The following is a 21,669-nucleotide window of genomic DNA, read 5'->3' as shown; positions in this document are numbered from 1 at the left end:
CTGCGTACATCGCTGATTTGGCGTGTATAATAAGGCACTTGTTTCGCCTATCACCACGTTACCATGCCCAAGCCGCTTACCTATCTGACTCACTATCCGCAGCACCTGCAGGATAAAATTCAACAAATGAAAACTGCAAAACAGCTTGGTAACTGGTTACGTTCACGCTACCCCAATATGCATAGCATTAATAATGACAAGGAATTACGTGAGTATGCACAGGGAATAAAGAATCAGTTTATGAAGAAAACCCAGCCGCTGAGCAAGGTAGTTTTCGACAACAAAATCCATATCGTTAACCACGCGCTGGGGCTGCACTCTTATGTATCAAGGGTGCAGGGTGGCAAGCTTAAAAGTAAAAACGAGATGCGCATCAGTGCTTTATTTAAAAATACACCGGAGCCGTTTTTGAACATGATTGTGGTACATGAACTCGCACATCTAAAAGAAAAAGAACACAACAAGGCGTTTTACCAGTTATGCCGACACATGTTACCTGATTACCACCAAATCGAGTTTGACGTACGAGTGTACCTCACTGAAATGGATGCCACCGGTTACGTTTTTAATCCCCCAACAGCCCAGGAGCCCTTCTGATGGACTTTGAATTTATTACCGACGTAACCGGCCAACCGCTGGCCAAATGCGATATCGAAAGTGAAGCCTTGGGTGACTGGCTAAGTCACGATATTTGTACCGACAAACGCGCTATTGAATCTTTGTTATACATGATAGAGCAATTAAAAAATAACCAGCGCCCTGACGTTGAATTCACTGGTAAGATTTATCACCTCGCCATTGCCGATGATGAAGTGGAGCTGTTTCTGAATAATAGCCAGCCCCATCATGACGAATTTGAAGATGACTATTCAGATGGGCCGGCTGCCGGCTGTGGTTTGGTTGAATTTACACATCTCTTAGAAAGTTGGCGCGATTTTATTAATTAATCAGCCACCAGGGCTTCGGGTAACCCGGTAGTATTAAGCGATAACTCAAATACACTGCCTGACAGCGGATACTGTTGCAATTGTTTAGCGCTTAATCCAATTCGTGCAGAGGTTACAAAGGCTCTGTCTAAGTTCGCCCCGGCAAACGTTATATTAGTAATGAGCGGGGCCGGCATAATGACTTTCCTGAGCAACTCCCCTTGCGGGCTAAAGCAACACAGCGAATGCCCCATCCAGCACGCCACCCAAATGTTGTCCTGGCTGTCAACGGTAATACCATCAGGGAAGCCATACTGCTCAGGCAACTGAATAAACACCTGCTTGTCTGTCACATTGCCATTGGTTTCCAGTCTAAAACTAAAAATGGTTCGTGTTGACGAGCTAACAGAATAGAGTTTATCGCCGGCCAGATTAATCGCCGGACCATTCGACACCTTGTAGTCACTGTCAATTAAGCGTGGCGAGTCTGCACCGGTAACAGAACATAATTGATACAAATTGCCCGACTGTTGCTTTTCATAATTATCCATAGAGCCAAAGTATAAGCGGCCCTGACGATCGGTCTTGGCATCATTTAAGCGGTTTGTCGCTGGCTCCGCTCTGGGTGCGCACAGCTGCTCACCGCAAGTAAAATCGCTGTTCAACAGGTAAATACCCGACTGCAAGCCAACGATAAAATTGCCGGTGCGAGTTTGTTTAATCCAGCCAATGGGCTCGGGCATATTAAACCGTGAAATCACACCGTCGTTGAGTGATAGGCGAAATAGCTGATGTTGCTTTATATCGACCCAAAAAACGCAGTTCAAACTGGCGCTGTAGTGAATTCCCTCGCCCAGTTCACAGCCGGTGGGGTATGTATTGATTATGGTGGCAGCGGACATTCTTTTAATCGAGTTGTTTTTGGCCTGGTCAGATAGCTCGCTAAAGCAGAAAACCAGGTAAATGATATGCTTATCTACTGTATGCAATATCGCATTGATAAAAGATTAAATAAAGCTTACGGGCGGGAATTCGATTCGGGAATGTAGCACTTTGTTGACAACGCTATGCTACTGGCTAGCCATTTGACACTATAAGTGCCGTACCGGCAAACGCTGCAACGGCGAGAATGAGTTTTCTGACAAACATTTCATCAATACGTCGATTCACAAAGAATGAAAGAAACCAGCCGATCAAAATAGCGGGAATACAGGTTAAAAAGCGCTCAAGATCTTCGTGGCCCGCTGCGCCGGTAAACCACAGCACAGCAATGCCAAACATGTTTATATAAACAAAGAACACGCTCAAATTGGCTTTAATTTTATCTTTATTTTCGGCTTGATAAAGCAGGCCCATGGGTGCACCACCAGCGGAGGTTGTAGTGCCCATAAAGCCGGAGATCATCGCCGCAATCAGATTAGATAAAACGCTGATACGGGGCGTCACACCCACCAGCGATAAAATCACCGCAGCAATAATACAAATGCCCAGCAGCATCTGGTACTGATGCGCATCGATGTACAGCAACACACTTCCGGCAACCAACACGCCAGCGGTACCACCGAGAATAGAAAATCCGGTTTGCTTTAAATCAATATCGTACTGATGTTTAACTGCTAGCAGGGTGGTGAGCAACAGCGCATTGAGGATCATAGGCCCTGGCACCAGTTCAGGCATTAGTAAGTAAATAAGCGGTGCGCCTAACAGGCCAAGCCCAAAGCCAATAACGCTTTGTAAACAAGAGCCTATTATTAAGACCAGATACACCAGAAAAAAATCGGCCAAGCAAATAATCCTTTACGCCCCTCAGAAACTGAGGTTACTTTAAATTTACATATTATATTACATTTAACCCCTGCACAGTGCCAGATTGTAAACATTTTTGCAACATTTCAGTGAGCGATAAAGGTGATAAAGCCCGATGTTCTGTGCGTGTTACAACCCTGAACACGCAGAGCCCAGAATAAAAAGTGGGCTATTATTGATTAAGCTGCTTATTCAGTTAAGAAGGGAACGGGATGTTATACAGCAGGGACAAGACGTTCAGTAACGCCTTATACCCAACCAGCGTCAATGATTAACGTTTGCGCTGTCATCATTTTGCTATCGTCAGCAGCTAAAAATAACGCGGCATTAGCGATATCAATAGGAAGTAGTGTTTTATGAATACACTGCGCTTGTTGCACTTCCTGAACGATGTCAGGGCTAGCCCAGCGGGTCATTTGCCGTTCGGTCATTACCCAGCCCGGTACCAGTGTATTGACCCTGATATGATCAGGTCCCAGTTTGGCAGCCAGAGTGCGCGTAAGACCATCAATGGCGGCTTTAGCAGTGGTGTAAACAGGCATACAGGTTTGCTTCTGACGCCAGCTTACCGAGCCCATATTCACCACACTGCCACCACCACAACGGCGCATTTGTTCAACAACGGCTTGTGCTGCAAAAAAGCTCGGACGTAAATTCACATTCACGCGGTCGTTCCAGTATTCCTCATCGACCTGTTCAAACTCATGACGCGTATCATCTGCGGCATTATTGATTAGCACGCTAATGTCGCCGTTAATTCTTCCGGCTTCAGCTATAGCGGCCTGGAGCGCCTTTATGTCACGCAAGTCACATTCGATAAAAACGGCTTTACCACCTTCGCTTTGCGCCACTCGCTCAACCAACGCTTCACTCTTTGGAATGTTAACATCCACAAAACACACATTGGCACCCTGCGCGCAAAAGCGTTCGACCATCACTTCGCCAATACCGGTACCACCGCCGGTAATAAACACGCTGCGATTGCGCAAACTTGGGTATTGGGCTGCTGTTTCGGGCGTCTGCGTCATAGACAACTCACGATTAAAATTGGCACTGTATTCACTTTATCAACGATTCCGTTACTTATAATTATGCGGTTAACTCTGCTTCATTAATTTTCAGTTCTATGTATGCCATGGCTTCATCGATCAAATAAGCCATCATATTTTTGGCACGCTCAGCCTCGCCGTTCTTGATCGCCTGAAAAATCTTTCTATGTTCATCGGCAATCGTTTGCAGGCTGTCTTTTGCATTTGTGGTGTACTGAAAACTCACATTTAATGCAGTGCTAATAAAGTCTCGGAGTTGGTAAAAAAAGCGATTGCCACTGGCAAGCAGTATTGCAGTATGAAACTCCACGTCGCTGTCATGTATAGAGCCGTCGGTTTGCGCGGCATTGTCCATGGCATTTAACGCCACTTCAATTTGCGCAATGGCTTGCGGCGTACCGTGTTTTGCAGCTAACGCTGCCGCTTGCGGTTCGATAGCCAGACGCATTTGTAAAAACTCTTTTAATACCAACAGTGAAGGGCTGCTCTCAAACATCCAACCGAGCACGCTGGTGTCATATAAGTTCCAGTTTTCGGGCGGCTCAACCCGAATTCCCTGACGCGGCCGGGACGAGATCAGCCCCTTTGCAGCCAGCATTTTAACCGCTTCACGCACAGCAGTTCGGCTTATACCATACTCATTACACAACTGTGCCTCAGTGGGAAGCCCGGAGCCTTCGCCATAGACTCCCGCGATAATCGCTTTACCCAATTCATTGGTCACACGTTGCGATAGGTTCAGGTTCTCAATTCGCGCCATAGGTAATTATCTTTTTGCTAACGGCTTTAATCATGAATGAATAAATAATATCTTAGACTATCGATGATTCATGTTGCCTGTTTTGTTAATATTATTACCGCCATCATAGAGTTGTAAGGCCCCTGCGTGCAAGCGTTTAAAAAATTTTCGTTGTAAAAGTGTGATAAATTAACCTTCTGGGTTTTAACGCTGTTTTAACAAAAAGCTTCCCATCAGCTGTTTTGTAATATAATATTTTTTAATCTGTTTAAATTGATCATCATGGTATCAAGGTATTTTCATGGTTGAATTAAGTACTCTGGACTGGCTCGTTTTAGCCGGTTTTTTTGTTTTACTGATAGGCGTTGTGGGCATGTCCATGCGTCAAAAGGAAGAAGACACTGCTGATTACTTTTTAGCAGGCCGGAACGCTAGCTGGTTGGTTATTGGTGCGTCGATTTTTGCCTCGAACATTGGGTCTGAGCACTTGGTTGGCTTATCAGGTTCTGGGGCTCAATCAGGTATGGCATTAGCCCATTGGGAGCTGCAATCCTGGATTATCCTGTTATTAGGCTGGTTTTTTGTACCCTTTTACTGGAGCAGTAAAGTGTACACCATGCCGGAATTTCTTGAACGCCGCTACAACTCCAAAGCCCGGAGCTTTCTGTCGGTGATATCACTGGTCAGCTATGTACTCACCAAAGTAGCAGTAACGGTTTACGCAGGGGGAATTGCGTTTAAGACGATTCTGGGAATCGATACGATGTTCGGTATCGACTTCTTCTGGATTTCCGCATTAGGCCTGGTCATTATTACCGGTATCTACACGGTACTCGGCGGTATGAAAGCCATTATGTGGACCTCGGTACTGCAAACGCCAGTGCTAATTATTGGTTCTGTGGTGATTCTGGTAGTGGGCCTCGAACAGGCCGGCGGCTGGGCCGAAGTAGAGCGCATTAACGATGCCAATATGCACCTTATCCGCAGTGCCAGTGATGCAGAGTTCCCGTGGCCGGGGATTATATTTGGCTCCTTTATTATTGGTTTCTGGTACTGGTGTACCGACCAGTACATCGTTCAGCGTGTACTTTCTGCTAAAGGCATTAAAGAAGCCCGCCGTGGTACTATGTTTGCCGGTTACCTGAAGCTTTTACCCGTATTTATCTTCCTGGTGCCGGGCATGATTGCCGTCGCTTTGAAAGAAAAAGGCATCATTGACTATGCCAGCGCCGACCAGGCGTTCCCCACATTGGTATCCCAGTTGTTACCGTCAGGGGTAAAAGGTATTGTCATCGGTGGTTTAGTGGCAGCATTAATGAGCTCACTGGCATCTTTGTTTAACTCGTCAGCGACGCTGTTTACTATCGACTTTTATAAAAAGTTTAAGCCTGAGTCGAGCGAGAAACACTTGCTGCAAGTGGGTCGTATTGCCACCGTCGTGATCGTGGTTCTGGGTATTTTGTGGATCCCGGTAATGAGCCTGATTGCAGACGTACTCTATGAATACCTGCAAAGCGTTCAGTCGCTTATCGCCCCGGGGATCGCAGCAGTATTCCTGCTCGGCCTGGTTAGCCGCCGTATTACGCCGGCAGCGGGCTACTATGGCCTGGTGTCAGGGTTTGTACTCGGTATGATTCGTTTGGTACTGCTGCCGTTCAGAGATAGTCTGGCCGGTACCAGCTTCGCCTGGATTGTTGAGATGAACTGGTTGTACTACTGTATTCTGTTGTTCGTGCTGGTTACCGTTATTATGATTGTTATCAGCATGTTTACCGCGCGCGCCAGTGAAGAAAAACTGAAAGGCCTGACCTTCCGCACGCTGGGTAAAGGCACCATGAGTGAAGTGATCGCCGGCCTGGATAAGTGGGACTATATCCATACCGCGGGTATTTTAGGTATTACCGCGTTTATCTATATCCGCTTCTGGTAAACAAGCGGTAAGCGTTTAAAGTCAAAGCCGGTAACAGGTCCCTGTTACCGGCTTTGTTGTTTTAGCGGGTAGCTATGCTAACGAGCTACCTTGCGCCAATAAAAATTAACAGTAAGCCCGGATACTGCGGCGCTCACTGCTCAAAATGGAGAGGCTTTTTTATGTTACGACTCATTCTGTTATTACTCATTATCAGCCCTGCCCTGTGCGCTAAAACCTACAAGGTGTATTACCTGGGTGGCCAGTCAAATATGGAAGGGTTTGGTAACAATAGCGAATTACCCAAGGACTACCTCAGGCCGCTAAAAGATGTGAGGATATTCACAGGCAACCCGGCAGCCGATTTTAAACCGGATGGCGGCCTGGGTGTATGGGATACACTGCAGCCAGGATTTGGTCTGAATTTTGGCAGTGACGGCAGCGCTAACGTCCGTTCTGAGCACTTTGGTCCGGAGTTGAGTTTTGGTCATCGTATCGCCGCAATTAATAAAAATCAGTCTGTGGCAATTATTAAATACGCGTTGGGCGGCTCAGCGCTTGGCTACGGCGTGGGCAACAACTGGTTCCCTGACTATCGCAGAGGGAATGGTATCAATCAGTATGATCATTTCCTGACCACGCTCCGGCATGCGTTTAGCGAGCAGGATATTGATGGTGATGGTGAAGCTGACAAACTAATTCCCGCTGGCATCATCTGGATGCAGGGTGAATCGGATGCCTATCACAGCGACATTACCGCGCATCGCTATATGAGCAACTTACAGCACATAATGGCGCTGTTTCGTGCCGCACTTCGTGATGCATCATTGCCTGTTGTCATGGGCAAAATTACCGATTCGAAGATGGATCCGGAAGACGGCCTGCGTATGAACTGGGGGAGTGTGGTACAACAGGCACAACTGGATTTTGTTGAGCAGGATACCTGCGCTGCGCTGGTCACCGTCACAGAAAGCTTCACCCATCTGGAAGACGGCTGGCACTATCATTCAGCCGACTACCTTCAGTTGGGTGAGCAATTCGCTAACAGTGTTAACCTGTTGGAGCGACAGTGTGCAACGGATTAATCCAGGCGTTTAACTTCGCGGTAATCGCGTTTGAGCAACTTTTCAGGTAAATAGATCACGGCGATATTCAGACTGCGATCGTCTGTTGCCAGCATCGCCGACTGGATTTGGATCTTAGTCCCGTCACGGCTAAACGTGGGATGGGTATGGTCTTTTGCCGTCGGTTTATGGCCGGTGCTCAACAGCATCATTTCATCGGTGGTGCGGTCTATCAGATACAGGCTTCGGCTAAAATCGTCGCCTACTGCCCATCGCCCGTCCGGCGAGCCATGCACATGCCATAGCCCACTGCCGCTGCGGGTTTGCCCGGCTATACGCATTTCCCCGCTACGCAGATTAACAATGCCTAATCCGGTAGGCTTAGCACGGCTCGCTGATGGCCCCCATCCGTCATTGGTACCAATATCACGGTGTCCCATGATAGCAAACGCTACCTCATCGGCGGTGATCACCGCTTCATGGGTTACCCATTCATAGTCCGCTTCCGGGTACAACGGTTTGACCGGCCCACCGACTTTCATCGTCCACATGCGTTGTGGTGACTTGCCGCCAGTCTCCCAGCAAAATATCAATTCTCTGGGTACCCAGGGATTAGTTTGAATATGCCCTAATTGAAAGGGCAGCGCGACGACCATCTCTATTTTGCCAGTGCGCACATCCATACTGGCGATACCTGTGGGGCCTGCGCCCATATTTCGTGGGCCAAAATTTGACTCGATGGGTATGCTGTCATCAATATGCCGCGCTGCTTCCTTGCGACCAATGCGGAAGTAAATGACATCTTCCGCCGCATCCAGCGCCATATCACCACCAGCGCCCATAGCGGCGGGAACAGTGCCAACAACCCTCTGATAGTGCTTGGCACTCTTTACCTGACCCGCGGTCACATCCGTCAGTAACTGCTGCATATCCACCGCAATGATCTGCTTATCGTTGTTATTCTGACCATAACGGGGCTGCTGGTCAGCGGACACTTTGGGGTCGCGCATCAGATACAGCGTATTTGATTGCTGCGCATTTACCAGCATACCAAAATATCCACCTTCGCTGACTTGCACCAGTCTGCCATCGGCTTCGTTTACCGCCATCGCCTCACCTGGCACCCGGTCAGAGCGAAATACCAACCACTCACCATCACTGGTCCACTGCGGATGGGTAGGATAGATCTTTGAGTCACCTTTTGCGGCACTGGTTAAAAAAGCCAGTTTGACCCCGGTAACGGGATCGTTAAGTACCTGCCTCTCCGAGGGAAACGTATCGCCAATTTTCGCTGTGACGGTAAATACCGGCAGCATTACGAACAAGCCTGTTAAGAGTGGCATTAATGTGCGCTTCATCCATTGCATCGCTATTTTCACTTTTGTAGTACGCGGTGCTAATGAGCAAACCACAAGCTGTCCATACAAACCAACGCTTATTGCTTTTTGAGTTAAATATGAAACTTACCAGAGAGTTTAAGCCGTTTACCGGCATTGTGGGCGTTAGTCCCGGTGTAGTGAGCCCCCACTTTCATCCACGGCACTCGGGGCGGCTGCGATGGGCATCGCGCTAGTCATACTGGCCATAGTGCTATACACCCAAAAAAGCCAGTCTGACAATAGCGAGACTGGCCGAATGAGGATTTATGATGTGTCAGTAATCTTTTACTAATCAACTAACTCAGGTCTGAAAACAGGAAAACCTTCGGCATCCCAATAGATTACCCGCGCTCTGGCATGGCGATTAGGATCAGTCAGTGGTGTTCCACGCAGCTCTTTATAATCACGGCTGTGATAAATCATTAAATCAGTGACTCCGTCCTCGGCTTTTACAAAGCTGTTATGACCAGGCCCAAAACGGCCCACTGCAGCATTGGTGGTAAAAACCGGCTCAGGTTTTTTATGCCAGCTGTCGGGGTCAAGTAAATCAGCGTCTTCATCGGCCCACAATAACCCCATGGCGTAGCGATGATCGGTAGCACTGGCTGAGTAGGTAATAAAGACACGCCCGTGGCGAACCAGCACGGCTGCGCCTTCATTTACCTTGTAGCCTTGTACTTCCCAGTCCAGCGTTGGCTCGGTAATTACTGCGATAGTGTCAAACTTAATTGAGGTTGGCGAGTCCATCTCGGCAATCCACAGCGCCGAGTTGTAGGAGCGGTCGGCATCCTGCTGCGCCCAAACTAAGTAACGAGTGCCCTGATGTTCAAAGCTCGTGGCATCGAGTGAGAACGAGTCAACCGGGGTTTCTATCTGCCCGGCTTCGGTCCATTCTCCTTCCATGGGGTTTTCGGCCGTATTTTTTAGCGCATACATGCGAATACTGAAGGGCTGATCGGCATTGCCTGCGGCAAAATAAATATACCAGTCGCCATCCACTTCATGTAATTCTGGCGCCCAAATGTTAACACTCATGGGGCCTTTTTCCTTTTTCCGCCAAATCACTTTTGGCTCGGCTATTTTAAGATCGTTTAAGCGACATGCCGAACGCAACTCAATTTCATCGAACTTGGGTGATGAACCAATAAAGGTATAGCAACCGTCATCGTGCCGCACAATCCATGGGTCGGCGCGCTGAACTACAATAGGATTATCAATAGGTTCCAGTGTTGTCGCCCAAGCAGGGCTGATACACAAGGTGGTCAGTAAAATACAGGCAAAACGTATCGTGTTTGTTAGCACGTTATTATCATTAACCATAATTGCTCCGTTATCATTATTCACACAATTGAAATTGACAGTTGTCAAATTGCTAATCAATTATTAATATTGTATTACATATTTAACATGATTATTGCTATAGTAGGCAAACGCTTTTTGTGTTGAGGTAAAAATGATTTTAGAACGAAAATTGGCAATCAGTGCGAAGACTTTCCGCACAGCAATAACCGGCCTGATCAGCGGCGCTTTTTTGATGGGCTGCGGTGCACAGGCAAAACAAGTTGAAGTGCATGATCCGGTAATGGCCAAAGAAGGCGACACCTATTACGTGTTCAGCACCGGCCCGGGTATTACCTACTACGAATCCAAAGACATGGAAAACTGGTCGCTGACCGGACGGGTTTTCCCTGACGAACCGAGCTGGGCAAAGCGCATCTCACCAAGCTTTAACGGCCATTTGTGGGCGCCGGACGTTTACGAAAAAGACGGTAAGTTTTACCTGTATTATTCGGTGTCAGCATTCGGTAAAAATACCTCCGCGATTGGTGTAACGGTTAATGAAACCCTTGATCCGGATTCTGCCGATTATAAGTGGATTGATTACGGCATCGTTGTGGAATCAGTACCCAACCGCGATCACTGGAATGCTATCGATCCGGCCATTGTTGAGGACGACGACGGAAACGCCTGGATGAGTTTTGGCTCGTTCTGGGATGGTCTGAAGCTGGTTAAACTCGACGATGACATGGTGAGACTTGCTCAGCCAGAAGAATGGTATTCTATTGCTAAGCGTCCTGGTGCTAATTTAAGTAATGATGCTGACCCGGGTGAAGGCGCCATTGAAGCACCGTATATCTTTAAGCAAAACGGTTATTATTACCTGTTTGTATCCTTTGATAAATGCTGCCGCGGTATGGACAGTACTTACAATGTGCGCGTTGGCCGCAGTAAAGATGTGACGGGCCCTTATCTTGACCGTGATGGTAAATCACTGAACGAAGGCGGCGGCACCCTGGTTATTGAAGGCAATGACGACTGGGTTGCACTTGGCCACAACGCCGCGTATACCTTCGACGGTAAAGACTATCTGGTATTGCATGCTTACGAAACAGCAGACAACGCGGTGCAAAAACTGCGTATTCTGCCCATTAGCTGGGATAACGACTGGCCAGTGGTAGACCCTGCCGACCTCAATAAACGTACGACCAAGCTTATCAGTAAGTAAGCCAATTACAATAACAATACCGGCAAACACAGCGTTAACTGGTTTGCCGCCATGTGCCCTAACCCTCGTGCGAGATTACAGCGTAATCGGTTGACCCACACGCACGGGGGTTTTCTTTTGCGCCTCTCCAGTCAGCCTTCATGCCACTTCTATTGATCCAGTCCACTGTTATTTAGCGGGCAAGTTCAGTACTCTGGTTATATAACATTCATTCTGTGTAATCTCGACGTCACAGGGATAGTTGTTTCGGGAGCTTTTTATGTTCACTGTGCCACTGGCCTTACATGCCCACTATGTTTTTGTCGTCATTGCCCTTGCCGCTTTATTAATGGCCAGTAACCGTGTGCGTTACGACATGATTGCCATAAGCGTTGTGCTGGCCTTAATGCTCGGCGACATTCTTTCTGTGAGCGAGGCGATGGCAGGCTTTGGCAACCCGGTCGTGGTGCTTATTGCGGCGCTGCTGGTTGTAGGTGAGATGCTGGACCGTACCGGCGTTGCTCGCTTTGTAGGTGACTGGATAGGTCGGCATAGTCGCAGCTCTGCCAATAAATTACTGCTCATGCTGATGCTGGCCAGTGCCCTGTTGAGCGCGGTAATGAGCTCAACTGCCGTCGTCGCAATCTTTATTCCTATTGTATTGCGCATTGCCAAACAAACCGGTCACAGTGCCAGTCAGTTGTTATTACCCATGTCCTATGCCGCGCTGGTTAGCGGTATGCTTACGCTTATCGCGACGCCCCCTAACCTGGTGGTCAGCGAAGCCTTGAACACCGCAGGTTATGCACCGTTGCGCTTTTTTACATTTACCGCCCCCGGACTTATCGTGCTGGCAGGATTAATTGGATATATGCTGCTTTGGGGGCGCCACTGGCTGCCTGATAACCGTGTGGCGGCTGAACGCTCGCCGCAGCGGTCAATTCAGGCCTTGTGGCATGAATATCAGGTCGACCATCAACTCACCTATTTACGCATCAGTGAAACATCGCCGCTACAGGGTAAAACTATTGGCCAAAGTGGCCTCTACAACCGCTATGGTATCCGTATTCTCGATCTTTCCCAGCAAACCCGCGGCTGGCGCAAGCTAAAAGCCGGGGTATCGCCGGATATCGTGTTACACAGCGGCGATATATTACATGTTGCAATGCATCCTGAAGATAGCGACCGCGTCGAACAGACGCTGGGGCTGGCTCCGTTTCATCCGTCGCAGATGGAAACTCAGTACCGCAGCTGGGAGTTTGGTGCGGTAAGTGTATTGATTCATCCTGATTCAAAGCTCATTGGTAAGTCTGTGCGTGATGCCCGGTTTCGCGATCACTATGATCTGGATGTATATGGTGTGCGGCGCAAACGAGAGCCTCTGGCCGACTACCAAAACACGCCCTTACAAGCCTCTGACAGTTTACTCGTTACCGGTACCTGGACAAAAATCGCCAGACTAAAGCAGCAAAAGCATGACTTTGTGTTATTGGAAACACCGTCGGAAGCCGACGACATCGTGCCAGCCTATAAACGCATGCCTGTGGCCTTAGTGATTATCGCATTACTGGTGCTAAGCTCGGTCTTTAACTGGATGCCACTGATTGCGGCGGTGATGCTGGCCGTTATCGCCGGCGTCGTGACCCGCTGCCTGAGCGCAGCAGACGCCTACCGTGCCATCCATTGGCAAAGCCTGGTCTTGCTGGCCGGTATGTTGCCGCTGGCTGAGGCGCTGCAACAAACAGGGGGTACCGACATGATTGTCGGCAGTTTAATTAGCCTGGCGGCAGATGCTTCGCCGCATACCTTACTGGTCATGTTGTTTTTTATCACAGCCCTGTTAACCAATATATTATCCAATACGGCATCTGCAGTACTGATGGCTCCCATCGCCATTAGTATTGCCGATCAACTGTCAGTATCGCCCTACCCAATGGCCATGACTGTTATATTCGCGGCATCAGCCGCTTTCTTAACACCGGTCGCCTCGCCGATTATTACCTTAATTGTAGAGCCCGGTAAGTATCGGTTTATCGACTTCATTAAGTTGGGCCTGCCCATGCTTGGTTGGGTATTTGTGTGCTGCTACTATTTAGTTCCCTGGTTTTTCCCCTGGTAACAAACCTTTGATTGTTGCGGCATAGCACTGGTCTTTATTTGCTCGCACCATCACTTGTTGCAAATTGGTTAACACAAAGCGTTATTTTTAACATTCGAACTTTTCATTGTCGCTCCAGCCGGTTATCGTACGTGTCACTCATTGTTAAGCCACCTAACAAAATAGGGTTTCAGTTATCACTGCGCTGAACTATCACCGTTGGAAGCGCTTACGTGTTAGCCAATCAGGAAAAATCATGAAAACATTTAAAGCGTTGTCAAACATAGCCGTCACTACCCTGCTGGTCAGCGGCTCTTTTTTTTGCAATAACCTGTTTGCCCAGGATAAACCAATTACCAACTGTGCTCTGCGTAATGCCCCCTTCAGTGTTAGCCTGCCCGCCTATGACATAATGACCCGCCCGGCAGCCCGTGAACTCACCGAGCAGTATTACCCAGGCCTGTTTGCCACGCTACCGGCGTGGTTGCTCAGTGACACGGTACCATCACTGGCAACCATCCTTACTCTGGAGCAATTGATTGCCCGCATGGATCCGGCCAAACCAGGTATCGACAAGCTCGATGCAGCACTTAAAAAATTGCCGGTGACGACTGACGATCAAACCGCCCGCTGTGCACGTTTCGACGCCGAACCACAGCTGTTTACGGTTGGCAATGAACCTGTTCAGGTATTGGTTTTTCAGAAAATCAATGGCTATGACCATGGCCGCTCGGTCACCGCAGCCACTGAAGCCTTTAAGCGTTTGGCAAAAGACATGGGGTATGGCGTGACGGTGACCGCGCATGGCGGGGCATTTGTAGCCAGTAACCTGGCCCAGTTTGATGTTGTCGTGTGGAATAATGTTAGTGGTGATACCCTGACCCTGTCACAACGCAAGGCCTTTGAAGACTATATGCATAATGGCGGTGGCTTTCTTGGCGTACATGCCTCGGGCGGCGATTCGGTTTACTATTGGGATTGGTACCGCGACTCATTGTTAGGCGCACAGTTTATTGGTCACCCCATGGAGCCACAATTTCAGACCGCCGAACTAACCACACATATAAATGACGGCCGTGTCGGTGCATCGCTGCCGCAAACCTGGTCATTAAAAGATGAGTGGTATTCCTTTGCCAGTGAACCGCAGATTGATAATGTGGAATACGTACTCAGTATTGACGAGTCCAGCTATACACCAGGCAATTTGGCGATGGGCGATACCCACCCGATAGCCTGGAAGCATTGTGTGCGTCAGGGCAGAGCCATGTACACTGCCATTGGCCACCGTGAAGAAGTTTACGCCAACAAAGAAAACATGCAGTTACTAAAGGATGCGCTGCAATGGACTGCCGGGCAAGGCGTGGCGCAATGTAAAGAGTAAAGATGATTCAGAGGTTGTTGGTAGTCATACACAAGAGCAGGCACACGAGTGGGTTTCAAGGTTTAAGACGTTGAGCCCGCCGCAGTGCGTTGGTTATCTGAGGGCAGCTCACAACTGCCCGCTCAACCCATATTACAGGCGCAAAAAAGGCCCCACGTTAATAGAGCCTCTTTGCCTTCAAGCCTTAACCATGCTGTTCGTCGAACAGTTCTGACTTCTTCTTAATCTTACAGTTTAAGATTTTTTGGGTATTCTTTCTGCCTAGATAAAAAGCAACAGTGTATGGATGTGCTCGCTTGAAGAATCGTTTAAAAGCTTTCATTTGACATCCTCCTTAGTTATGTTGCCCTATTAACTATATGACAATACTGTAAAATTTTCCAGTTATTTTTTAAAATCGTATACTATTTTATATTTTTACGCTATTTTGGCAATGCAACAGCACCCATTAAAACAATAAATACATTAATAAAAACAAAAGCCTAAGAATCCCCGCAAAGTAAAATCCTGGTTGATGTGAGATTTTAAAAAAAACAAAAAAAATCCGCAGTGCGCGGCGGCACTACGGATTTCAAACGGTTAATTTATTCTGTGTCAGTCAGTATATTCAATCCGCAGGTTATCCAGTGTGACGGTGCCACCACTCTCGGTTCGTAATTGAATAAACGAATTAGCGGTAGCCACCGGCCCTTCGACTTCCAATGTGCCAATCGTCAGATCATTAATCAGCGTGGCGAAGAATTTTGAGCTGCCGCCATGCACCGATTTACTGCTGCTACTGGTATTGTTATCCACATACAGCTGGAAATTATTATCACCATCCGGATCGCTCACGCTGACGATATCGACCAACACTTTATACGGCCGGCTTAAGTCAAATACACCACGTCCGCCAGTATCGGTATCAGCGGTGTCAGTGCCTGACTGCGTGTCACCAATAGTGAAACGCGCACTGTCCAACGAGATTTGCCCGTCAGTAATGGATATCCCACTACCACCACCGGTGACGGCATGCAGTGGGACACTGCTATCCGCCGGTAATGACTTGTAGGCGGCGCTAAAGAACGCGTCCGTACTGTCAGCAGAGAAATCTTCGCTGTAAGGCAGCGTTACGTCTGTGCCGGTATCATTGCCGCCGCTGCCACCACCGGCACCATTGTCGCCAATGGCGGGTATATCCAGGCCGCTTTGATCAATCTTACCAACACCAGCGTTGTTAATTACCTTGCTCTTCACCACGCTGGTTTCATCCATAGTGTACTCATAGGGCACTACATAGCTGCTGGTTGGCTCTGCATCAGGGCCTGCAACCACGTCATTACCAGAAGGCGTTGTCCAGGTTACGCCAGTACCAAACAGGTTACCAGACGTATTCCAGTAGCCGATTTCAGCAGAGTAGAAAGAGACAATGGGGTTCTGGGTATTTTCGAACACATTGTTTTCTATTTGCAATTCGGCGCCCATCCGCGAGTTGATGGCCGTTGAACTGATGTTGTTGTAGTAGTTATTGTACAAATGACCATAACCAAAACGGAACAACGGCAGCCGCGACTCGATATTTTCGAACCGGTTGTGATGGAAAGTAATTAACCGATCGGTGTTATCGCTGTTGGTATCGTTATCCGTATGGCCATGCAACGACCCCTTCCAGTGATCATGCAGGTAGTTGTACGAAATCGTAATGTTTCGCGCCCCGGACTTAGAATCGATGAGGCCATCATAATAGTCCTTATCGACATCCAGCGTGCTGTACAACTCATTATGATCAATCCAGATGTTGCTGGTCGTCGAACCATCATTGTCGCCTTCAATAGAAATCGCATCTTTACCGCCGGTCAGTACGTGATGGATTTTCAGGTTCTGGATAATAATATTATTGGCACGACGAATAGCAATACCAATGCCATCAAATTCACCTCTGTCAGCAACACCGATAATCGACACGTTATCCATATCTTTTATGTCAATAGAGCGGCCACTACCGTCATTGTTAGCGTCAGTGATAACACCATCAACATAGATGGTCACCGGTGAATTAGCCGCCTTGGCATCTGCCAGCGCTGCAGTGAGCTTAGCACCGGTATCTACCGTCACTGTCATACCACCAGCACCCCCGGTAATATCAAAGTTGTCGCCGGCAAACCCGGTGTCTGCGACCTCTTCAACGATAACCGGCACGCCCACTGGTTGCGGCTCCCAACCTTCGCCACCATTGTAGCCGGCAAAAATAGTCGCCCTGCTGGTATAACCGGTTGTTTCACTCTCAGCGAGAATGTAGCCGCCAGCACGGACTGACAGGTCTAGCGCCTCACCATTAGCGTTCATACTGCCATACTCACGCCACCCTGCATTAGCTGTCGCCGGGTCAGGGTTGGGCTGTGGCTGACCATTAATACCATTGTAGGCCCAGCCCGACGCTGCAATATGCTCGCCGAAGGTATTATTGATAAGCGTGATGTTATCAAAGTAGCTACTGTTACCACCGCTGCGGGCAATATAGGTAGAGCCAGGCTCAACCGTAGTGCCAAGCGGCCCCGGACCATGCGTAAAGTCACTGTTTAAGAATACAAAACCCGGATCGTCCGCATTGGGTACTCTTGCCTGCAACACATATCCCCCCGGCGCGGCAGCATTTGCTCCATATTTGGAGTTTCCAATGGTACGAATTTCGCTTTCTTCGAACACCGCCGCCGTCGGATAACCCCAAATAAAGTCAACATTACCGGCCACCAGCGAATTGTAGAACCAGCTGTATCCTTTGAGCAGCAAGGTGTCTTGCTCACTGGTGAAGTTCATGTTGTTAGCGACTAAACGATGGTTACTGTTAAAGTAGATCGTTTCAGCCTGGTTTGAGTCTGTGTTGTTCAGAATATGGCTGTTTTTGAGGGTAAAGTTATTGAGTACCAGCATATCGGCGCTTTCCACCAAAAAGACACTACGCCCGCCGTTGGGTGTGCCGCCACCCAATGGCTCGCTGCCGCCGGTACCGCCGTTGAACGACTCATAGTTGTCGTAGTAGATAACGGTATTGTCGCGATCCTCGCCCTGAATAGTCAGGTTGTTTTTATTGCGCAGGTACAGTAATTCATTGTACATACCAGCCTTAACCGTAATGGTGGCTGACGTATCTTTCGCCACATTTTGCATCACATAGCTTAGCGCGCCCTGAACCGTGCGGAAATCTGCCACACCATCGTCATCTACCGTAATGTCAGTGCCCGACGGGCCTATCTCTTTGGTAGAGAACTGCCAGCCAGCACTTTTACCCATACCGGCAAACGACACACCGTTAAGCGCAGTGTCAGTGACCACACCGTCGCCAATCGCCACATAATAGGTTTTATCATAATCAAGGGCGTTGCTGTGCGGCACGATAGTCAGGGTACTACCCTCTATACTAAACGGACGGTAGTTGACGCGACGCAAGCGATCCTGGTCAGGATAACCCAGTGTATCGATATCACCGCCCAGGGTAATCACATCGGCAACGGTATCATCAGCGGCATTATAAATACGCACTTCTCCCACGTCACCTAAGGTCGGCGGTGTGTCGAAAGTCAATGTTAAACGCGCATCAATATAGGCATTGTTGGCGTTCAGTGCCGGTGACACTTTCCCTGTCAGATCGCCATATTCACTGGTCGGCATCACAAACCCTTCGGTTACCAGGACTTCGATATCGCGCACTAAAGTGGGATCGGAACCAGAGGTAAAGGTAATGACCGCGCTGCCAGCTGCCACCGGTGTTAACGTTACATTAGGGCCATCGACACTGACGCTGACCACACTCTCATTTGACGTCGTCACCGTATAGCTATCGTCTGTGATACCGTCATCCTGAATGGCGGTGACATAAACCAATAGCGGCTCTGTGGTGGTCGTCGCGTTCCAGGCCGGATCTTTAAAGTCTAAAGTTAGCTGTACTGGCTTCACACTCGGGTCGCCCACTTTGAAATCATCCATTTCGAATGATCGGTTATTGGTAAACATACCGATTAGCCCCTTCGCCGTGAAGGTTGCGTCGGTTACCGAGCCCATATTCTCGCCATCCAGATACGCCGTTAGGGTTTCGCCGACCAGCTCAAACCGGACCCGATACCAGACACCGTCTGTGGCATCTTTTTCGCCCAGTAATAAGGGGGTTTTCGCTTGCAGCGGCCGGCTTATTGAACCGTCGGTACTAACGGCAATTTCAACCCGCGTGTTACTCGATGAGTTTTGCAGGTTTAAGCCGCCGCCGTACCAATTGCCGGTGCTATCGTAGCGAGCGGTAAAATACAGCTGTTTATTTGCCGTTGTGCTGTTTTGGCGAGGGCGAATACGCGCCTCAACGAAGTAATCAGCCGAATCGGGAATACTCGCCATCGCGGCTTCGGTTAACTGTAAAATTTCGCCGCCAGCACTGCCTGCGGTATATCGCAACATTTTATTACCGTTGTCATTAAGAATATCAAAGCTGCCTACTGCACCTTCGCTATTATCCGGTTGCGCCAGCAATACCCAGTTGTCGGTACTGGCACTGCTAAAGTCGTCACAGAAATACAGTGACGGCTGGTCTGCGCAAGCAAACACAGTGGTATCTTCAATATATTCAATACGCAAATTATTGATCACCACAGTGCCGCCACTTTCCGTGCGCAGCTGTAAAAAGGAGTTCTCGGACGCCAAAAAGCCTTCCACTTCGAGCGTGGTGCCAGGCTCAAGCGTATTAATAAGTTCACTGTAAAAACGCGATGCAGAGCCATGAATTGATTTGCTACTGCTGCTGGTATTGTTATCTACGTAGATCTGAAACTTATTATTACCTTCAGTATCATTCACCGACACAATGTCCATTACCACTTTGTAAGGACGACTTAAATCCAATGCCCCGGTGTTAATGGTATCGTCCCCCGTGGTTTCTACCTCAGGGGTAGCATTACCAATAGTAAAGCGGCCAGAGTCTATTTCCAGACCTTCGGCAACCACGGTAACGGAACCACCGGTACGGGCATAAAGCGGCAGGGTTTCACCATTACTGTTGAGCAGACTGGCAAAAGCGTCTGAAAATATATCCTCAGTCACGCCGATATAGTCAAAGCTAAGCGGTAAGGCAACCTGAGGAATGTCCGGTTGTTCAGGAGCTGGTTCCTCCGGCTCTTCCGGTGGCGGTTCCGGCACATCCACAGCGTCGGCAACTGTTTCTATCGTGAGGTTGTCGATGGTAACACTGGCAGAACTGTCGGTACGCAGTTGAAAAAACGAATTCGTGACTGTCGCGTCCAGGATTCGCGCATCGGGATCGTCCACCGGCAAGCCGCTCACATCAGTGCCCGGTTCATAGGTATAAGTGAAACGCTGACCAATAGGTAAGTTCTCCGCGTTGACACTCATTCCCACAAATTTACTGGCGCCGCCATGAACTGATTTACCCTGACTGGTGGTATTGTTGTCGACGTACAGGTTCATACTGCCGGAACCATTGTGATCGATAACGTCAAAGCTTAGGGTAAAGCCCTGACTAATATTGAATATACCGGTGCCTACCGTATCGCTCTCGGCCGTTTCAGCGCCCGGATTCGCAGCTGCGTTACCAATGGTAAAACGCGCACCAGCCAGCGTAAGCTGACCTAAACTCGGGTCGATAAGGGGATTACCGCCGGTTTTAAAATACATTGGACCGCTATTAGGATCGTCAGTAAGGCGTTTGTAACCTGACGAGAAGAACGTATTAATATCGGTGTCAAAACTCTCTGCCAGCGCTGGCTCAACACTTGACGCTTGTTCTTCCAGCGCGATGAGCTCAAGATCGGCCTGCTCTTCACTTAGTACCAGCAGGTTATCTTTCGGATCGCTATCGGCATCGCAGCTGCGAACCAGACTGGTTAGCGCCTGTGAAGGATTATCGTACCAACAGAGGCTGTAGACCTCATCCACCGTGTTAAACGAGCGTGATACCAGGTAGTGAGTACTGGTGTCGGTAGTAAGTACTAACGCACGACGCCCAAAGGCAAAGTTGTAAGTGCCCGTTGTAGTAGTCTCCCCTGCCAGCAAGGTAAAGGTACCGGTCAGGCCTCCGGCATCATCGGGCGTAAAGGTAACGGCTTGTTTAATCGCTTTATTGCCGGCGATGTAGGTGTTATAGAGCGTGCCGGTAATCAACTCAACGTTAATGGCATTAGTCAGTAGCGTGCCATATTCAGTTTCCAGGTAATTCACAAAATGGGCAACGGCGGTGTCGTAGTCGACCAGTGTTGCACTGCCACCAACCGAGGCCAGCCACGGCTCAACATCGGCGGCAAAATCAGCAGCGTCCTGGGCAAAAAACGACTCAATTGTTTCACCATCAGCCAGTGGCATCGTTGCCGCCGCTGCGGCATCAGGTGAGATACTGATGCCATTACTGGGATCCGCATCGGTATCCAGTGCCTGTAACAACCGCAGGGTATTAACCACCGACGGATTAAACGGGTTATCGGTTTTAAACAGTGCCAGTGGCGTGAGTAAACTGGAGGCCGGCGCACTGGGAAACACTAAATCACCAATGGAGAAGGTGATCTGATCGCCCCTGAAATAGTCAAACTCACCATTGGCATTGGTGGTGCCATCCGGAAACGACTCCGAGCTATAGCTTAAGCCTCCCACCGGCGCATCAACAAACTGACCGGTCAACGACGGCGCCGGAGGCTCTTTTACATTGGTAGTCTGTTCGAATCCGCAGCCAGTAACCAACACGACGCCGCTAAATACTGCGGCAATACGATTGAGATGTTTCATGTTCACCCTCCCGGGGATGATAGAACGGGAGTGTGGCGTATGTGCAGATCACTCTCTGCGCTATTTGTTGCCACGTT

14 protein-coding genes are annotated in these 21,669 nt (G+C 48.9%); 7 read left to right on the top strand and 7 right to left on the bottom strand.

Translation table 11 applies throughout. The features are described from left to right. Positions 1 to 63: 63 nt before the first annotated feature. Positions 64 to 597, top strand: coding sequence for a YgjP-like metallopeptidase domain-containing protein (locus OIK42_RS02900; RefSeq protein ID WP_273638225.1), 534 nt, complete (start codon positions 64 to 66; stop codon positions 595 to 597). After that, entirely contained in the window at positions 597 to 947 is a 351-nt protein-coding gene (locus OIK42_RS02895; RefSeq protein WP_273638223.1) for a YacL family protein, read from the top strand. The genes OIK42_RS02900 and OIK42_RS02895 overlap by 1 nt, the downstream gene beginning before the upstream one ends. On the opposite strand, the gene OIK42_RS02890 is transcribed toward OIK42_RS02895, so the two are convergent. From OIK42_RS02890 to OIK42_RS02875, 4 genes are all read right to left on the bottom strand, one after another. Beyond that, a complete protein-coding gene (locus OIK42_RS02890) occupies positions 944 to 1,828 on the bottom strand; it encodes an SMP-30/gluconolactonase/LRE family protein (protein ID WP_273638221.1) in 885 nt (294 codons plus the stop codon). The genes OIK42_RS02895 and OIK42_RS02890 overlap by 4 nt on opposite strands. 175 nt (positions 1,829 to 2,003) lie before the next feature. Then, positions 2,004 to 2,711 carry a sulfite exporter TauE/SafE family protein gene (locus tag OIK42_RS02885; RefSeq protein WP_273638219.1) on the bottom strand — a complete coding sequence of 236 codons (708 nt, stop codon included), beginning with the start codon at positions 2,709 to 2,711 and terminating at the stop codon, positions 2,004 to 2,006. A 269-nt stretch (positions 2,712 to 2,980) separates the two neighbouring features. Beyond that, positions 2,981 to 3,760 carry an SDR family NAD(P)-dependent oxidoreductase gene (locus OIK42_RS02880; protein ID WP_273638218.1) on the bottom strand — a complete coding sequence of 260 codons (780 nt, stop codon included), beginning with the start codon at positions 3,758 to 3,760 and terminating at the stop codon, positions 2,981 to 2,983. A gap of 61 nt (positions 3,761 to 3,821) precedes the next feature. Next, positions 3,822 to 4,541 carry a FadR/GntR family transcriptional regulator gene (locus tag OIK42_RS02875; protein ID WP_273638216.1) on the bottom strand — a complete coding sequence of 240 codons (720 nt, stop codon included), beginning with the start codon at positions 4,539 to 4,541 and terminating at the stop codon, positions 3,822 to 3,824. Between the two features lie 280 nt (positions 4,542 to 4,821). Between OIK42_RS02875 and OIK42_RS02870 the strand changes: the two genes are divergently transcribed. Together OIK42_RS02870 and OIK42_RS02865 are read left to right on the top strand one after the other, a co-directional pair. Continuing rightward, positions 4,822 to 6,450, top strand: a complete 1,629-nt coding sequence (locus OIK42_RS02870) for a sodium:solute symporter (protein WP_273638213.1) — start codon at positions 4,822 to 4,824, stop codon at positions 6,448 to 6,450. Between the two features lie 161 nt (positions 6,451 to 6,611). Next, the gene (locus tag OIK42_RS02865) at positions 6,612 to 7,514 is read left to right on the top strand and encodes a sialate O-acetylesterase (protein WP_273638211.1); all 903 of its coding nucleotides are present in this window, start codon (positions 6,612 to 6,614) and stop codon (positions 7,512 to 7,514) included. On the opposite strand, the gene OIK42_RS02860 is transcribed toward OIK42_RS02865, so the two are convergent. Both OIK42_RS02860 and OIK42_RS02855 read right to left on the bottom strand, forming a co-directional pair. Beyond that, positions 7,511 to 8,836, bottom strand: a complete 1,326-nt coding sequence (locus OIK42_RS02860) for a TolB-like translocation protein (RefSeq protein ID WP_273638209.1) — start codon at positions 8,834 to 8,836, stop codon at positions 7,511 to 7,513. The genes OIK42_RS02865 and OIK42_RS02860 overlap by 4 nt on opposite strands. A 324-nt stretch (positions 8,837 to 9,160) precedes the next feature. Beyond that, a complete protein-coding gene (locus OIK42_RS02855; protein WP_273638208.1) occupies positions 9,161 to 10,192 on the bottom strand; it encodes a glycoside hydrolase family 43 protein in 1,032 nt (343 codons plus the stop codon). 214 nt (positions 10,193 to 10,406) lie between these two features. Between OIK42_RS02855 and OIK42_RS02850 the strand changes: the two genes are divergently transcribed. The 3 genes from OIK42_RS02850 (at position 10,407) to OIK42_RS02840 (ending at position 14,836) form a co-directional block, all read left to right on the top strand. Continuing rightward, entirely contained in the window at positions 10,407 to 11,378 is a 972-nt protein-coding gene (locus tag OIK42_RS02850; RefSeq protein ID WP_273641384.1) for an arabinan endo-1,5-alpha-L-arabinosidase, read from the top strand. A gap of 259 nt (positions 11,379 to 11,637) precedes the next feature. Continuing rightward, entirely contained in the window at positions 11,638 to 13,476 is a 1,839-nt protein-coding gene (locus OIK42_RS02845) for an SLC13 family permease (protein WP_273638206.1), read from the top strand. Positions 13,477 to 13,711: 235 nt separating this feature from the next. Continuing rightward, positions 13,712 to 14,836, top strand: a complete 1,125-nt coding sequence (locus OIK42_RS02840) for a ThuA domain-containing protein (protein ID WP_273638205.1) — start codon at positions 13,712 to 13,714, stop codon at positions 14,834 to 14,836. A 594-nt stretch (positions 14,837 to 15,430) separates the two neighbouring features. On the opposite strand, the gene OIK42_RS02835 is transcribed toward OIK42_RS02840, so the two are convergent. After that, positions 15,431 to 21,592: a pectinesterase family protein gene (locus OIK42_RS02835; protein WP_273638204.1), complete on the bottom strand. Its 6,162-nt coding sequence runs from the start codon at positions 21,590 to 21,592 to the stop codon at positions 15,431 to 15,433. Between the last annotated feature and the right edge of the window lie 77 nt (positions 21,593 to 21,669).

This window comes from Alteromonas gilva, assembly GCF_028595265.1.
Classification (GTDB): domain Bacteria; phylum Pseudomonadota; class Gammaproteobacteria; order Enterobacterales; family Alteromonadaceae; genus Alteromonas; species Alteromonas gilva.
Note: the sequence above shows the minus strand (reverse complement) of the source record. Positions and strands in the feature narration are given on the sequence as shown.

What these genes read in the sequence shown, in the direction of transcription:
- OIK42_RS02840 (WP_273638205.1), top strand. Translation starts at nt 13,712, where the DNA reads ATGAAAACATTTAAAGCGTTGTCAAACATAGCCGTCACTACCCTGCTG.
- OIK42_RS02860 (WP_273638209.1), bottom strand. Translation starts at nt 8,836, where the DNA reads ATGCCACTCTTAACAGGCTTGTTCGTAATGCTGCCGGTATTTACCGTC.
- OIK42_RS02890 (WP_273638221.1), bottom strand. Translation starts at nt 1,828, where the DNA reads ATGTCCGCTGCCACCATAATCAATACATACCCCACCGGCTGTGAACTG.
- OIK42_RS02845 (WP_273638206.1), top strand. Translation starts at nt 11,638, where the DNA reads ATGTTCACTGTGCCACTGGCCTTACATGCCCACTATGTTTTTGTCGTC.
- OIK42_RS02900 (WP_273638225.1), top strand. Translation starts at nt 64, where the DNA reads ATGCCCAAGCCGCTTACCTATCTGACTCACTATCCGCAGCACCTGCAG.
- OIK42_RS02865 (WP_273638211.1), top strand. Translation starts at nt 6,612, where the DNA reads ATGTTACGACTCATTCTGTTATTACTCATTATCAGCCCTGCCCTGTGC.
- OIK42_RS02855 (WP_273638208.1), bottom strand. Translation starts at nt 10,192, where the DNA reads ATGGTTAATGATAATAACGTGCTAACAAACACGATACGTTTTGCCTGT.
- OIK42_RS02875 (WP_273638216.1), bottom strand. Translation starts at nt 4,541, where the DNA reads ATGGCGCGAATTGAGAACCTGAACCTATCGCAACGTGTGACCAATGAA.
- OIK42_RS02895 (WP_273638223.1), top strand. Translation starts at nt 597, where the DNA reads ATGGACTTTGAATTTATTACCGACGTAACCGGCCAACCGCTGGCCAAA.
- OIK42_RS02850 (WP_273641384.1), top strand. Translation starts at nt 10,407, where the DNA reads ATGGGCTGCGGTGCACAGGCAAAACAAGTTGAAGTGCATGATCCGGTA.
- OIK42_RS02835 (WP_273638204.1), bottom strand. Translation starts at nt 21,592, where the DNA reads ATGAAACATCTCAATCGTATTGCCGCAGTATTTAGCGGCGTCGTGTTG.
- OIK42_RS02880 (WP_273638218.1), bottom strand. Translation starts at nt 3,760, where the DNA reads ATGACGCAGACGCCCGAAACAGCAGCCCAATACCCAAGTTTGCGCAAT.
- OIK42_RS02870 (WP_273638213.1), top strand. Translation starts at nt 4,822, where the DNA reads ATGGTTGAATTAAGTACTCTGGACTGGCTCGTTTTAGCCGGTTTTTTT.